The organism is Endozoicomonas sp. NE40 (genome assembly GCF_040549045.1).
Taxonomy (GTDB): domain Bacteria; phylum Pseudomonadota; class Gammaproteobacteria; order Pseudomonadales; family Endozoicomonadaceae; genus Endozoicomonas_A; species Endozoicomonas_A lisbonensis.
In genome coordinates, this window is the sequence record NZ_JBEWTB010000002.1 from 3424643 (window position 1) to 3439020 (window position 14378).

At 47.2% G+C, this 14378-nt stretch carries 13 protein-coding genes; 6 read left to right on the forward strand and 7 right to left on the reverse strand.

The genetic code is table 11. The features are described from left to right. Positions 1-43: 43 nt before the first annotated feature. Together V5J35_RS16340 and V5J35_RS16345 are read right to left on the reverse strand one after the other, a co-directional pair. Positions 44-1747 carry an ATP-binding protein gene (locus tag V5J35_RS16340; RefSeq protein WP_354008164.1) on the reverse strand — a complete coding sequence of 568 codons (1704 nt, stop codon included), beginning with the start codon at positions 1745-1747 and terminating at the stop codon, positions 44-46. Between the two features lie 69 nt (positions 1748-1816). Further along, on the reverse strand, positions 1817-2740 hold the full coding sequence (locus V5J35_RS16345) for a ketopantoate reductase family protein (RefSeq protein WP_354016447.1): 924 nt from the start codon (positions 2738-2740) through the stop codon (positions 1817-1819). Between the two features lie 159 nt (positions 2741-2899). Here V5J35_RS16345 and V5J35_RS16350 point away from each other — a divergent pair, with 159 nt between their 5' ends. After that, complete coding sequence (locus V5J35_RS16350) at positions 2900-3112, forward strand: dodecin (RefSeq protein ID WP_354008167.1); 213 nt, start codon at positions 2900-2902, stop codon at positions 3110-3112. A 169-nt stretch (positions 3113-3281) separates the two neighbouring features. Further along, entirely contained in the window at positions 3282-3767 is a 486-nt protein-coding gene (locus tag V5J35_RS16355; RefSeq protein WP_354008168.1) for a YajQ family cyclic di-GMP-binding protein, read from the forward strand. A gap of 69 nt (positions 3768-3836) precedes the next feature. Here V5J35_RS16355 and V5J35_RS16360 read toward each other — a convergent pair whose 3' ends face one another. The 5 genes from V5J35_RS16360 to V5J35_RS16380 all read right to left on the reverse strand — a co-directional run bounded on the left by V5J35_RS16360 (position 3837) and on the right by V5J35_RS16380 (position 8228). Then, entirely contained in the window at positions 3837-4676 is an 840-nt protein-coding gene (locus V5J35_RS16360) for a hypothetical protein (RefSeq protein WP_354016448.1), read from the reverse strand. Positions 4677-4698: 22 nt separating this feature from the next. Beyond that, positions 4699-6075, reverse strand: a complete 1377-nt coding sequence (locus tag V5J35_RS16365) for an AmpG family muropeptide MFS transporter (protein ID WP_354008170.1) — start codon at positions 6073-6075, stop codon at positions 4699-4701. A gap of 211 nt (positions 6076-6286) precedes the next feature. Next, positions 6287-7624 (reverse strand): AmpG family muropeptide MFS transporter, encoded by a 1338-nt coding sequence (locus V5J35_RS16370; protein WP_354008171.1) that lies wholly within the window; start codon positions 7622-7624, stop codon positions 6287-6289. A 101-nt stretch (positions 7625-7725) separates the two neighbouring features. Then, a complete protein-coding gene (locus tag V5J35_RS16375) occupies positions 7726-7911 on the reverse strand; it encodes a DUF2496 domain-containing protein (RefSeq protein ID WP_354008172.1) in 186 nt (61 codons plus the stop codon). Positions 7912-7913: 2 nt separating this feature from the next. Beyond that, the gene (locus V5J35_RS16380; RefSeq protein WP_354008173.1) at positions 7914-8228 is read right to left on the reverse strand and encodes an MGMT family protein; all 315 of its coding nucleotides are present in this window, start codon (positions 8226-8228) and stop codon (positions 7914-7916) included. 297 nt (positions 8229-8525) lie between these two features. Here V5J35_RS16380 and V5J35_RS16385 point away from each other — a divergent pair, with 297 nt between their 5' ends. The 4 genes from V5J35_RS16385 (at position 8526) to V5J35_RS16400 (ending at position 14358) form a co-directional block, all read left to right on the forward strand. Beyond that, a complete protein-coding gene (locus tag V5J35_RS16385; protein WP_354008174.1) occupies positions 8526-9542 on the forward strand; it encodes a DUF481 domain-containing protein in 1017 nt (338 codons plus the stop codon). A gap of 106 nt (positions 9543-9648) precedes the next feature. Then, positions 9649-10359: a HugZ family pyridoxamine 5'-phosphate oxidase gene (locus tag V5J35_RS16390; RefSeq protein ID WP_354008175.1), complete on the forward strand. Its 711-nt coding sequence runs from the start codon at positions 9649-9651 to the stop codon at positions 10357-10359. Positions 10360-10626: 267 nt separating this feature from the next. After that, positions 10627-11850: a hypothetical protein gene (locus V5J35_RS16395; protein ID WP_354008176.1), complete on the forward strand. Its 1224-nt coding sequence runs from the start codon at positions 10627-10629 to the stop codon at positions 11848-11850. A gap of 132 nt (positions 11851-11982) precedes the next feature. Then, positions 11983-14358, forward strand: a complete 2376-nt coding sequence (locus V5J35_RS16400) for an autotransporter family protein (protein ID WP_354008177.1) — start codon at positions 11983-11985, stop codon at positions 14356-14358. The last annotated feature ends 20 nt before the right edge of the window (positions 14359-14378 follow it).

The following is a 14378-nucleotide window of genomic DNA, read 5'->3' on the forward strand; positions in this document are numbered from 1 at the left end:
GGATCTTCTTAAAAAAAGTGCGCTGCATTATAAGGGAATAACGCTAAAGGGACACCTCGCTCTCTTTCTTAATGGCAGTTGGTCGTGTTTTTTGCCGCTCCAGTGGCAGGTTGATGGTGAATTGACTGCCCTGGTTTATGACGGAATCGACCGTCAAACGGCCCTGATGGTGGGTCGTAATAATGAAATAGGAGACAGATAGCCCAAGACCGGTGCCGACCCCAACATCCTTGGTCGTAAAGAACGGTTCGAAAATGCGCTTTCTGACACGGTCGCTCATACCACAGCCGTTGTCTGAGAGGGAGATGACAGCCTGATCGTTTTCGTGTCGGGTTTTGATACGAATTCTTCCCGGCTCAGTTCGATTCTGGCGCTGGTTAATGGCATGGGCGGCATTTTTCAGCAGGTTCAGCAGTACCTGCTGCAACTCGCAGGCGATACAGGGAACTTCTGTTAAAGCCGGATCAAGATCGTAGTCCACACGAATCCGCATAAAATCAAACTCGGATTGCCAGTTCAGGTCAGAGGCAGCGATATCGACGGTCTTTTCCAGTAACTCTTTCAGATTGGCTGAGGACAGAACCGGTTCAGCCTGACGACTGAATTTCAGCATGTTTCTGACGATCTCCGAGGCTCTCAGACCCGCATCCTGAATATTATCGAGGAAGCGATTGATCCCCCGGTCTTCCAGATAGGCATTCAGCTCGTTCAGGTCTACATGGTGTTGCTGTGCAGTGTGCTGGTTGGCGGGCAGATCGACAGAGATTCTGCGACGTATGTTTTGTGCGCCCTGAATCACTGCACCCAGAGGATTATTGATTTCGTGTGCCATGCCTGCGGCCAGTCCGCCAACAGACATCATTTTTTCGGTCTGCACCATCACTTCTTCCAGCTTAAGTCGTTGAGTGATGTCGTCTATACGGATAACCGCTTCCGGATGCTCATCACCAGACAGTGGATAGATGATTAAGTCCAGGTAACTGTCGTTTCCAGCAATAGCCACTGGCAGCTTTTCTACCCTCTGGGTACTTTGTTCTTTCAGCGTTGTTTCAATCTGAGGCAGGCAATGCTCAAGGAAGGGTAAGGCATTAACAATTGTCTGGCCGATCACTGGCTGGTGGCTGTCTTCTGCGAGACGGGCTGCTTCGGCGTTACACTGTTGTATGACCCCCTGATGATCCACAGTGATCAGCGCCGATGGCATGGAATTGATAATGTTGTTGAGGTATTCCTGAAACTGTTTCAGTTTGCGTTCAGCCTGCTGGCGCACTTTTATCTCATGTTCCAGCTCCTGATTATTGCGCTGCATTTCTGTCAACAGCTGTCGTTCATACTCTTTTTCTTCCTGGAGCTGCTGATCTCTGGTGGCGATGCGGGAGAGCATAACGTTAAACGCCTGTGACAGGGTGCCTATTTCGTCATGGTGAAAGACTCTGGCGCGGATACGGTAATCTTCATGTTTTGACACCCTGCCCGTTATACGAATCAGGTGAAGGATGGGTTTGGTAATAAAACGACGAACATAATGGGTGATGGTCAATGTGATCAGCAGGAAACTGACCACGATGACCATTCCGGCCACCCCCATAACGCTGGTCGGGGCAAGGTCATGCTTTGAAAGCAAATAGGCAGAAACCATGAAAGCACCGCTGGCAATCAGCCCCAGGGAAAGGGCTATGCCAATCAACAGGTGCAGGAGTTTGCTGCTGACGGTGAGTTTTGAGAAGTAGGCGTACAGTGTTTGCATGGGCTTTGTCGTATTCTTGGTGGCCCGGGATATAGAGCAAACTATCTTATTTGTACTTCCGTAACAAGTTTACCAGCGAACGCCTTTTTGTGAGAGCCTGTCCATCAGCTGTTGGTGGGCTGGAAGCTTCAGGCCCTCTTTTTCAGCGATCCTGATCAGGTAGCCGTTGATAAATGCCAGCTCGGTTCTACGCTGCAGGCGTGCATCCATGCAGGTTGAAGAGTGGTTAGCAGCTGTTAAACGGCAAACTTCGTATACTTTTTCGTGCAGAGACTCTGGTGTTGGCCGGCCCAGTGTGTTGCTGACATGAACGAATTCATCAATCAGCTCATCCATCAGTGGCTTTTTGTCATTTTCCAGTAATGAGCCATTCTGACAGTCAAAAAGGGCTGTTAAGCCGTTGATGGCGCAGTTGACGGCCAGTTTTTGCCATAAGACATTCTCAATATCTTTACTGGCGGTCATCTTCAGAGGAAAACCCTGGAACTGGCGGAGAAACGCTGTGGCAGGCTGACGGTTAAAACAACCGATTTCTGTCAGCCCCTGCCCGGCGTGATGGACATGCAACGGTTCTCTGATCCAGGCTCCATCAGTGGTTGAGCCAATCCAGATGTTTTGTGCAGGAAAGGCTTCTGCGACCGCCTCCTGACTGCCCATACCATTTTGCAGAAGCAGCACGTTGCAGTGTTTCGCCAGCACAGGGCTGATGGAGTTCATAGCGGTCAGTGCGTCGCTCGCTTTGGTGCAGACAATAAGCTGGTGAATCGGCGCTGTTATCTCATCGGCGGTCACCACACTGACAGGGTGACAAGATTCTGTTTTGTCCAGACGGGTCAGGGTCAGAACTGCTTTTTTGTCTGTATTTTCGTTTATGGAGTGCTCTCTGTTACGGACAATCATAACAGGAGATTTTCCAGTGGCTTGATGAAGAGTTGCGGCCCAGAGGCAGCCAATACTTCCGGCTCCAAGGATATACCAGGGGTGTGATGACATCGTTTATTTGCAGGGTCAGATGAGTCAGTGGATTCAGGTGCCATAGTCTAACAGGAGGTACAGTGTAACACAGGGTGTCAGGGCTTTTTTTCGAACGAGAGTACTTTGAATCCATGTCTATACTTGCTGGATGTTTCTAACACCTGAGGTGTCTGGATTATGAGTCATGTTTATAAAATCCTTGAAGTCGTCGGCAGCTCAACCCTTAGTAGTGATGACGCTATTCGTAATGCCATAGCGACAGCAAGCGTTACGGTGAAAAACCTCAACTGGTACGAAGTGGTGGAACACAGGGGGCATATTAACGATGGTGAAATTGGTCATTTTCAGGTGACGGTGCGAATTGGATTCAGGCTGAATGATAAAGAGTAGGTTAACGTTCGGATAAACTGTTCTGGTCGAAAACAGCCCTGGTAGTTCCGGGGCTTGCCCCTGACTCTTGCCCTGGCTTCTTATTTCGAACTCTTACTTCAAACTCTTGCCTCGAAGAAAGCGTTCCCTGACAATATGGGGCATTAATCTTTTTTATGTGGAATTCTTCATGCCTTCATTTGATATTGTTTCTGAAGTCGATCTGCACGAACTCAGCAACTCTGTAGATCAGTCAAACCGTGAACTGACCACCCGCTACGATTTCCGTGGTGTTGATGCCAGCTTTGAACAAAGTGGTGACACCCAGATCGTGATGACTTCTGACGCGGATTTTCAGCTGGTGCAAATGCTGGAGATGCTGAAAACCAAAATGGTTAAACGGGGCATCGACGTCAAGTGTCTGGAAGTGAAAGACCATTACGGTTCCGGCAAACAGGTCAAGCAGGAAGTCACTGTACGTCAGGGACTGGATAAGGAACAGGCTAAAAAGATTGTGAAAATGATCAAGGATGCCAAACTCAAGGTTCAGCCTGCTATTCAGGGTGAACAGGTTCGTGTAACGGGCAAAAAGCGGGATGATCTGCAACAGGTGATTGCCATGCTGCGTGAAGCGGATACCGACATGCCGCTGCAGTACAATAATTTCCGTGATTAATTCAGCGTTTTATTGAAACAAAAGGGCTTGCTTTTAGCCCTTTTTAAATTTTATTTAATAATTGTCTGGCTATAGTTCAGAAAAATTTTTCATTTGTTTAGTTTCACGCGGTTTGTCTATACCCGTATGTTCTTTTATAAATCTTACGAATGGACTCAGACCCAGAGGCATAAAATAATTCATTTCCATTGTCGTATTCTTTTGATCCAGTTCGTAGCCTAACCCGGTGACTGCAAAGTTTTCATCCAGCAAAACTGATCCTCTCTGAAAGTCACTGCTTAACACCTCTCCGAAACCTTCAGGAATTGAGCATATTTTCCAGTCAAGCCCTTTGACACGGGGGATGCAGTCTGACTGATCTTTTATTTTGACAGGATGAGAAAAAACATTAATTTCAGGGCGGCTTACTAACAAATGGCTGGGGCGTTTCATCCTCTCCAAATAATACACTGTCCACAATGGGTAACGACCTTCAAGTCCATCAAACCAGGAGTGCGTTTTAAAAGACAAAGTGGGAAAGGGAGGGTTAAGTGGTGATTTCAGTTTTAACAGGACAGGTTGAGAAGTATGGTATGTGCTCGGGCGCCGAACATCTGAGACTTCAACCTGATCATACTTTTGATTCGATTCAGCTGAGAAACGAAGCATTATTTTTTGAACAGATGGTTTCTGAATCGTTATTTCCGAGAGTGGTTTCGGTACGCAGTCACTTGTTGTCAAAGCCCAATTTTTATGAATGACAACAGCGTGGCAGCTTATTGGATTATGATTAAAGTCACTGGTTTCCAGAAAAGCCAGCCAGTTGGAGACATGTATATCCTCCGGGCTGGGAGTCTCCGCCATTGAACAGAGCGCTGGGAACAAGAGGGACGTAAACAGTACAGCTCTTACTGTTTGAATGTTGGACACAGTGACTCCTCATTTTTATGGTTTATTGCTCAGCTGATGTCACTTTTAACTTCCACGCCAGCAGTATCAGAACCAGCGATGGAATACCCATCAATGCCGTAGCTGTGAAGAACGAAGCATAGCCTATGGAGTCAACCATTACTCCGGAAAAACCCGCCAGAAACTTTGGAAACAGTGCCATGACGGAACTGAACAGTGCGTACTGGGTCGCAGAGTAACTGACGTTAGTGAGACTCGACAGATAAGCAATAAAAGCGGCAGTCGCTACGCCTCCCGCCAGATTATCCAGTGAGATCACGACGGTCAGCCAGGTGATGTCGTGGCCTATACCTGCAAGAAAGGCGAACAGCAGGTTGGTTATCGCTGCCAGTAAACCACCGGCAAACAGAATCTTCATCACCCCGAAGCGCACCATCAGACCACCACCAATGGCCGCACCAACCAGCGTCATAATGACGCCATAGACTTTTGAAATGGCTGCGACTTCCTGTTTGGTGTATCCCAGATCGACATAAAACGGGTTTGCCATGATGCCCATCACCACATCGCAAATGCGGTAAGTGCTGATTAACCCCAGAACCAGAAGCGCATGCCAGCGGTAGCGAATCAAAAAGTCCAGAAACGGGCAGATAACGGCACCGTAGAACCAGCCAGCGGTACGGACAATAAAACCGGGCAGGTGAGCGTTATCAGCCATCCACTGTTTAGCCCTGAGTTCCAGCTCCTGTCTGGGTGGCTCTGCCGGCTCACTGATAATCAGAGTCGTGAGAATACCCACTCCCATGCAGCAGGCCATGATGAAGTAAGCCATACGCCAGGGGTACTGGTCATAGGTGCCTTCAGTCACGGTAAACCATGCCGCGATACTTAAGACGCCAGCCGTTGCCAGAATCATTGCCAGACGGTAACCGACCATGTAAGTAGCTGCCAGGGCAGCCTGAAGGTCTTTGTTGGCAGACTCAATACGGTACGCGTCGATGACGATATCCTGAGTGGCAGAGCCAAAAGCGACCATGACGGCAAACAGCGCCATCGTCCACAGATCCAGGGCCGGGTCGGTGATAGCCATTCCCACCAGGGAACCGGCAATAACGATCTGGGATAACAGCAGCCATGCGCGGCGGCGACCCAGTAGAGAGCTCAATATTGGTAGCGGCATTCGGTCAACCAGTGGCGACCAGACCCACTTAAAGCCATAAGCCAGCCCTACCCAACTGAAAAAGCCAATGGTTGAACGACTGACGTCTGCTTCCCGCATCCAGAAAGACAGGCTGGAAAACACCAGCAATATTGGAAGACCTGCTGAAAAGCCCAGAAAAAACAGGGTAATGGCCCGGCGATGAAGGTAGACCGACAACGTCTGCCGCCAGTCGCCGGGGAGAGTTTTCAGGTCTGTCATTGAGCTTTCCGAGGTTGTTAAGGTTTTATTGGGAAAAGAAAGTAACTATAGACACCTTTGTATTAATAGAGTGTATTAATCGAGGTTCATATGATTGCATCGGTTATTTATTGTTGAATTATTTTGCCTGAAAAGAAAAGCCTTTCCGAAAGAACAGGTGATTAAAAAGCGAAAGAGCCATTTTCAAACCAATGAAAATGACTCGCTGTTATCAGGATGTCTGGTTTGTCTCCAGAAAGCGGTTCGCCATCCAGATCAGAACCAGTACGGGAGCACCCAGCAGTGCGCTGAAAATGAAGAAGTAGTTGTATCCAATAGCATCCACCATCACGCCGGAAAAACCCGCGACAAACTTGGGCAGCAGCAACATCATGGAGCTGAACAGGGCGTATTGGGTAGCCGAATACTGGACATTGGTCAGGCTCGACATCCAGGCAATAAAGGCTGATGTCGCAATACCGGCAGCCAGGTTGTCTGCTGAAACCACCAGGGCCAGCCAGTAAACGTTATTGCCCACCAGACTCATAACGGCGAACAGAGCGTTGGTAATGGCAGCGGCAATCGCCCCGGTAAACAGCATTTTCATCACGCCAAAACGCATGGTCAGCGTTCCGCCAAGGGTGACACCGACCAGTGTCATAATGACGCCAAAGATTTTGGTGACGGTGGCGACTTCATTTTTGGTAAAACCCAGATCGACGTAGAAGGGGTTTGCCATGATGCCCATAACAATGTCTGAGATTCGATAAGTGCTGATCAGGGCCAGTAGCAGCAGGGCATGCCAGCGATAACGGCGGAAAAAGTCTGAAAACGGGCAAACCACCGCGCCATAAAACCAGCCTGCCAGTCTTACCAGCGGTGTTGGCAGGTGAGCCTTTTGTGCCATCCACTGGGTGACTCTCTGTTCCTGCTTCGGTGTTTCGAGTTTAACCTCCGGCTCGCGGGTGACTAATGTGGTGATGATACCAACCGCCATAAAGCCTCCCATAAACAGGTAGGCAACCATCCATGCGGACTGCTGGTAACCGGTACTGTCACCTGCTGCCCGGGCGGCTATTGCCAGAGTGCCAGCCCCCGCGACCATCATTGCCAGACGGTAGCCAAACATATAAGTAGCCGCCAGAGCCGCCTGCAGGCGTTCTTCAGCGGCTTCAATACGGAAGGCATCAATCACGATATCCTGTGTTGCCGAGCTGAAAGCCACCAGTACAGCAAAAAGCGCCATTCTGGTCAGGTTAAGGGTTGGGTCTGTGAAAGCCATACCCAGTAGCCCGGCGACAATGGCAATCTGGCTGAGCAGCAGCCATGAACGACGACGACCTAATAATTGACTAAGCAGTGGCAAAGGCATCCGGTCAACCAGTGGCGACCAGACCCACTTGACACTGTAGGCCAGCCCTATCCAGCTGAAGAAACCAATGGTGGCACGGCTCACGTCGGCTTCCCTTAACCAGAATGACAGGCTGGAAAACAGCAGCATCAATGGCAGGCCCGCAGAAAAGCCCATAAAGAAAAGCGTGAGAGCGCGGGGGTGGCGATAGACTTTCATAGCGTCCCACCATGAAGTCAATCGTATTTTTGAAGGTACAACAGGCATAGAGGCTCATTTTATTGGGTGATCTGGCTGCGTTCGATCCTGTCTGCCTGAATCTACTGACTCAGGCTGCCCAGCAAAAACTGCTGCCATTTTTTTCTGTCAGAGTCTGACAGCTTGTTCAGGGTATCCTGACAGATAATGGCCATTGCCTGAAGTATGGTTTCGGGGGGATAGTCCAGATTTTCCAGCTGGCGGATGATTTCAATGGCCAGCGTCATTTCTTCAGGCAGGTTGTCCATGGTTATTCTCCGTTCCATCCATAGCTATTCAGGCTGACCTTACCGGCGATAAAGGTCACGCCTTCCTGTTCCAGCAGTCCCTTCTGTTCATTATATTTCACACTGTCTTCCGGAAAGGAAATGCGTCCTTTGCAGTTAATCACACGGTGCCAGGGCAGCCCGGAGCCTTTGGGGAGCTGTTTCAGAATATTACCGACGACCCTGGCGTAACCCGGCGCTCCGGCCATTCTGGCCAGCTGGCCGTAAGTCACGACTTTGCCTTCAGGAACCTGGCTGAGGACGAGCCAGATATCGGTACGACTGAACGGTGCTTGCAAGGCGGTTCTCCGATTAAAATACCAGAGAATACCCTAAATCTTCTGTTGAGTTCATTAGCATTTTTTCAGTAAGGCCTCTGGCTTTTTAGCTTCTGAGAGTACAGGCAGAGAGATACTTTATAAGGGTTAGCCGCTGGTAAATTGTCTTGAGTATTACCGCTATTTTATGGAATTCTTACAGCGTTTTTTATAGCCAAAGAGGCTGACTATTCCAATCTTTACAGAGGTCTTTTCAAGGTGTTCATGAAGCTCCAGCTGTTCCGGGGCCGTTATCCCATCGTTTTTTTCAGGTTTCTGATGAACTGCCTTAAAGGCTGTGCTTTGCTGCTCCCTGTGTTTGTGGGTACTGGCCGGGCTGATACCATCTGGTTGGAAAACGGTGATGTTCTGTCAGGGGAAGTGGTTGGTCTGGATGCTGGAATATTGAAGCTGAAAACTGTTTATGCCGGCGAACTGAGTGTTAACTGGCGACATGTCCGTTCGGTCAAGACCGATAATCCTTTGTGGATTAACCTGATTGGCGAAAACAAGGCACAGCTCAGGGAACTGCACAGCAGCGGCGATGATCTGCTTATTGTCGATGAAGATGGCTATGAACGGCGGTTTTCTGCTGCCTGGCCCGTTGCCAGTATGGCTCAGTCGGAACCGGTGCTGGACGACAACTGGGAGTTTAGAGGCAATTTTGATGTCAATCTGGAAAACAAGAGCGGCAACGACATTGAATCCCGCTACCGTATGAACGGACAGATGCATCTGGATGACCAGTGGAACAAGAACCGGCTGAAGTGGAATGTAGACGTAGAGCGAAAAAACGAAGGTATCTGGAAGAAAGATATCTGGGAAGTGGAGTACGACTACAGTCGTTATTTTACCGAACACTGGTTTGCCAATGCCTCGTCCAAAAAACGTTATCATTCACGTGAAAACCTTCGCAGTCGCTCCAATGCCGGTGGTTTTATTGGTTACAGAGTCCGTGAAACGACCACTGAAGCGTTGTTGAACAGTCTGGGACTCACCCAGATCTGGGAAACCTATGACCGCGAAGGCAAGCAGCAGAATCTTGCAGTGGGCTGGAAGATGTTTCACAGGCGATACCTGATGAATGACCTGGAATACTTTGTTGACAGTGGCCTGTATTACCGGATTCAGAGCCAGAGACAGTGGATCTGGGATGGTGAACACGGTGTTCGCTACAAAATGACTGATAACCTTTCGTTCAATGTGACCCAGATATTCGACTTTGACAGTCAACCCGGTGAAGATGAGAAAAAACTCGACTCGCAATTGAAGTTCGGTATTGGCTATAACTGGTAGTTGTTATTGATAATCAGTCGCATTTGTATATAATGACCAGCACCGATAATAATCAAAAGCAGCCATGACTGATGCTTCATGGTCAAGCCAATATTCGAGGTTAATAATGGATAATAAAATGGAAGCCGCCGGGGCTGCCCGCGAATTATTGCTGAATGAATACCACGGTATTCTTTCTACCCACTCCCACGATGTACCAGGCTATCCTTTTGGTTCAGTCATGCCGTATTGTCTGGATGAAAACGGACAGCCTGTTATTTTGATCAGCCGAATTGCCCAGCACACCAGAAATATTCAGGAAAACCCCAAGGTATCGCTGATTATCAGTGAAACCGGTATTAATGATGTGCATAAAGGTGGGCGGCTGACCTGGCTCGGTGATGCTGAAAAAATAGAGGATTACGAACAGCAGGCAGAGCGTTACTATGCTTTTTTTCCTCAGTCCAGGGATTACCATAAAACCCATGACTTTGACTTTTATCGTATCAATCTGGTGCGAGCCCGCTTTATTGGAGGCTTTGGAAAGATCTTCTGGGTTAAAAATGACCTGATGACAAAAGCCAACCCGTTTTATGGCCAGACAGAGAATGGCATGGTGAACCACATGAATGAAGATCATGTGGATGCCATGGTGAAGTACTGCGTTAATGCAGGCATTGTTATTCCTGAAGGTCTTTCCCCCAGAATGGCGGGCGTAGACAGCGAGGGTATGCATCTGTTACTTGGCGATAAGCTGGTACGTATTCCTTTTCCTGCTTCGGTTGAAGAGCCCATGGCGGTCAGAAAAACGCTGGTCGATATGGCGCGGGCTGCTTAATTAAATTGATAGCCTTTAGATAATAACTTGAAATAAAAAAGCTGTATTTAATAATAAATACAGCTTTCAAAATATATCCTTAGATCATAAAGCCTTTAAATCAAGGGATTCTCCTATTTTTTCCAATAGTCGGTTCTGTTTTAAATCATAATAAACTCGTTTTTTTAATTTCAAATTAATGAACTAATTAATCTGGGAGGTATCTATTAGTTCATGCGTCCATTTCAATGGGTATCTGAATTTAATTAAACAGGGAAGGAAATTAATATGGAATCACTGAATATGGTAAATGTTATAACTGGTTATGGCGCTGATGCTTATAATAAGATAGCCAGTTTTAGCCAGAGCGTTTGTGATAGTGGTACTAATGCCTATAACAGTGTAATGGGAAATGTCTCTTATGCTGGTGCAAAAAACTACTTGTACAACAATGGCTCAAGCTGTTATGAAACGTTAAAGAATACAGCTGCGACTCTTTACAGTAGAACTGTTACAGACTATGTACCTGCAGCCGAAAAAGGATTTTCGGATCTGCAACGTATCTCGACAGCCTTTGGTGAGAAAGTAAGAAAGAATGCTCCTGAATCATTGCAGTCTGCATTTGTTCCATCACAGAGAACAGGTATGAGCGCAGCGGTAATGACGGTTGCTGCACTACCGTTTGCAGTGCCTTATCTGGAAAATCAATTCACGAGCTATTCCTGTGGAAGAGAGCTGAGCAGACAGAAACAATTACAGCAGAAGGTAATGACTGATGCTGCAGAGCAAACACCGGAAGAAGCGATCAACTCACTGGGACAGCGATCAGAAAAGCTGAACGAAGCCATCAATGGACGTAAGGCAATTCTAAATCGTAGCTGCTTCAGCCTTTGGAATCTCGGTAAAACATTATTAGTGGCAGGTTCTTCCTTTGTGCTTGCACCCTATGTTACTGGCGCACAGCTGGGCGTTTATGCTGCAACAGGTTTGGCACATATGGTTTACCGCAATGTTTCGAATACAAGCCAGACCCGCTCTCAGGTCGCTGAGCTTGAAAGTATGAAAACAAATATAGATCAGGCCAGAGCTGATAAAGGCACCCTTCAAAGAAGTCAGGAAGAAGCTGTAAGGTTGACGGAAGAGAATGCCAAAGTTACTGCGGAAAAAGGAAAAATAACTGAGGAAAGAGCTGTTATTTTGGATCAACTGAACAATGAACGAGTTGCTCTTCATGATGCCATTCGGCAGCTTGATAATGAGAAAAAACAGCTTCAAGACCGTGTCGATGAGCAAACTGGTTTGCTCACTAACCCAGATGTAGTTTCATTGATGGCAACACATAAAGTGGTTGAGAAGCTTGGCGACAATGCGCAGAAGATTGCGGAAGCAGAACAGCGTCTAAATGAAAAACGGCAGGAAAGAGCCAACCTGATTGCTGAAAAGGACGAAACGCAAGCAGCTATGCGAGCAAGAATGGATGAGTTGACCCGACAGCTTGGGGCTCTTAACTAAGCGATTCATTCACTTTAAACCAGCCTGAAAAATCGCCTTCTATTCCGGAAGGCGATTTTTTTATATGTGTCATAAAGATTCTGCCTGACAGGCCGACCTGATGATTAATATTTATCCAATGTGATCGTTGCAATGCACAAGATAACGCCACTTCTATTATCCGCTTTTGTATCTGCAACCGCCGCAGTCCTGCAGCCATCTGCCTATGGCAGTACAACAATCATTAGCACCGATGGCGACTCTAAGGTACCTACCGATGTTTATGCTGAAGATACAGATCAATATAACTACATCATTGATGTTAAAGGAGAAGGGCGCTTTTTTATCACAGGCGCACGGATCGTTAACGACTCCACGGCTGGTATCGCTGCGATTTTATTAAAATCCAGTACTGATACCTACTCTATCATTCTTGAGCCTGGCTATTTTTTCTCGTCTGCTGTTCACAGCAGTGGCAACATTGATGGTTTGCTTATCAGTGACACACAATCAACAGCAGGCACGATTAAAATAGGTGAAATATTATTAAATGACTTGGTCAGTGTTGATCAGGGCATTGCCGTTCACATCAAAGACATCCTGTCAGGTGGAGCAGTGATAGTTGGTTCTAAAGGCCGTCTGACAGGTAATAACACCCTGATCAAAACAACGGAAAATGGTTACTTGCCGAGTCTGGTCATCAGAGGTGAGATAAAAACAACAGGCGGTTATGCCATTGACCTGTCGGAAGGGATGGGAGCTGGTAACGTTATTGTCGAATCAGGTCTTATTGAAGGTAATATTAAAGGTCCTTCCTCTGCTGATGATCTTCTGAATTTAAACGGTGGTACGATTGATGGTACTATTGAAGGCTTTGAGGACATCCAGATCAATACTACTTCCGCTGTCGTACTGACCAATGATGTAATCGGAAGTAACAGAATGGATGTCAGAGGCGGTGTTTCTTTTGCCAAACCAGATTCCGAAGGGCAACAGAAGGTATCCGGCGATATTTCACTGATCGGCTATAGCTATATGGAGGTACTTGTTGGCGTCGATGATTTAAATGATCCGGCTTTGAAAGTGGCGGGTGATATAACGCTTGATAAAGATGCTGAAATATATGTCGTCATGTCTAAAGACGATTACGACAATAACCGGGTGCTGGATAATGTTAAAGTCTTCCAGGCTGATAATGTAGAATTAACGGCGGCTGCGGATAGTGTTGATGCTTTTATCGGAACACCCTTTTTACATAAAATTTATAATAAATTTTACCAGGATGGTGTAGTCACTGTTTCTATTTCTCCAAAAAGTATTACTGAGGTTGTTAAAGACCTCAATACCGGCCAATCCAGTGCAGAAGTGTTAACGACTATTCTTGAGAATTTAAAAACTGATTCTTCGGGCGGGTCTTCAGGCGGATCTTCAGGTGGGTCTTCAGGCGATTCTTTCGTACCATCAGGCTTTTCAAATCTTTATGCCCGACTTCTGCCCATCCGCACTGCTGAAGATATGGCTGAATTTGCTTCCGAGAACAGAGTCAATAACGCAGATATTACTCAGGAAGTGAACATCACTTTAATGAACAGTGCGATTACCCAGGTTTTGCGTCGCCTGTCTGCGCCTCGTCAGGGGGCTGCTAAAACGGGTGTGGCGTACGGTGATGGAATATCAGCAGATGGTTTCTGGCTTCAGGCTATAGGCGCAGATATAAAGCAGAACAGCCGCAAAAATACCACGGGTGGTAAGATATTTGGCTATGATGCCAGTCTTGAGGGGTTCACACTGGGTATAGAGTCTTCAAAGGAAGATTATACCTTTGGGGGAGCCGTCACACTGGTAAATGCTTATGTTGAAAAAGACGGTGTCAGCGATACCAGTCGTATAAAGAATTACCAGTTCAGTGCCTACAGCCGATGGGAGCATGAAAACCGTTTTATTGACTCGGTACTCAACTATGGACAGAGTTCGCATAAGCGACACCGTTATATTGATGTTCAGGGCTTTTCAGGCTTGCCCTTAATCGCTGATTTTAATAGCCAGCACTATGGACTGAGAGTGCTTGGAGGCTATAACCTTTCATATCGTGGTATAGACCTTCAGCCAATGGTCGGCTTCAACTATGAAATGGTTCGGACTGACAAATATAAGGAAAAGGACCCTGGTAGTATTGACCTCGCGCAGTCCGTCGAGGATCAGAAATATCAGCGAATAGAAGTGGGAACTGGCATCACTGTAAGTAAAACATTTGCAGTGGCTAAAGGTGAAATAGAACCCTACGTAAGAACCATGGTGTGGCATGACCTCAAGGGACAGCGTATAGAGACAACGGCTCAATTCACTGGCGGCGGTGCAGATTCTTTCGTCTCCAGAGGTGGTGACCCAGTCCGGACAAGCTATCAGGCTTCACTGGGGGTCGTTTATCATCGGGATGACCGTTTCACATTCTTTGCTGGTTATGAGCTGGGCAAAAAATTAGACTACACCTATAACAGTTATTCAGCCGCTATGAAGTATAAGTTCTGAGTGTTTATCTGCTCCATCAA

Excerpts from the sequence above, each read along its gene's own strand:
- V5J35_RS16340 (WP_354008164.1), bottom strand. The coding sequence starts at position 1,747 with ATGCAAACACTGTACGCCTACTTCTCAAAACTCACCGTCAGCAGCAAA.
- V5J35_RS16345 (WP_354016447.1), bottom strand. The coding sequence starts at position 2,740 with ATGTCATCACACCCCTGGTATATCCTTGGAGCCGGAAGTATTGGCTGC.
- V5J35_RS16350 (WP_354008167.1), top strand. The coding sequence starts at position 2,900 with ATGAGTCATGTTTATAAAATCCTTGAAGTCGTCGGCAGCTCAACCCTT.
- V5J35_RS16355 (WP_354008168.1), top strand. The coding sequence starts at position 3,282 with ATGCCTTCATTTGATATTGTTTCTGAAGTCGATCTGCACGAACTCAGC.
- V5J35_RS16365 (WP_354008170.1), bottom strand. The coding sequence starts at position 6,075 with ATGACAGACCTGAAAACTCTCCCCGGCGACTGGCGGCAGACGTTGTCG.
- V5J35_RS16370 (WP_354008171.1), bottom strand. The coding sequence starts at position 7,624 with ATGAAAGTCTATCGCCACCCCCGCGCTCTCACGCTTTTCTTTATGGGC.
- V5J35_RS16375 (WP_354008172.1), bottom strand. The coding sequence starts at position 7,911 with ATGGACAACCTGCCTGAAGAAATGACGCTGGCCATTGAAATCATCCGC.
- V5J35_RS16385 (WP_354008174.1), top strand. The coding sequence starts at position 8,526 with ATGAACTGCCTTAAAGGCTGTGCTTTGCTGCTCCCTGTGTTTGTGGGT.
- V5J35_RS16390 (WP_354008175.1), top strand. The coding sequence starts at position 9,649 with ATGGATAATAAAATGGAAGCCGCCGGGGCTGCCCGCGAATTATTGCTG.
- V5J35_RS16395 (WP_354008176.1), top strand. The coding sequence starts at position 10,627 with ATGGAATCACTGAATATGGTAAATGTTATAACTGGTTATGGCGCTGAT.
- V5J35_RS16400 (WP_354008177.1), top strand. The coding sequence starts at position 11,983 with ATGCACAAGATAACGCCACTTCTATTATCCGCTTTTGTATCTGCAACC.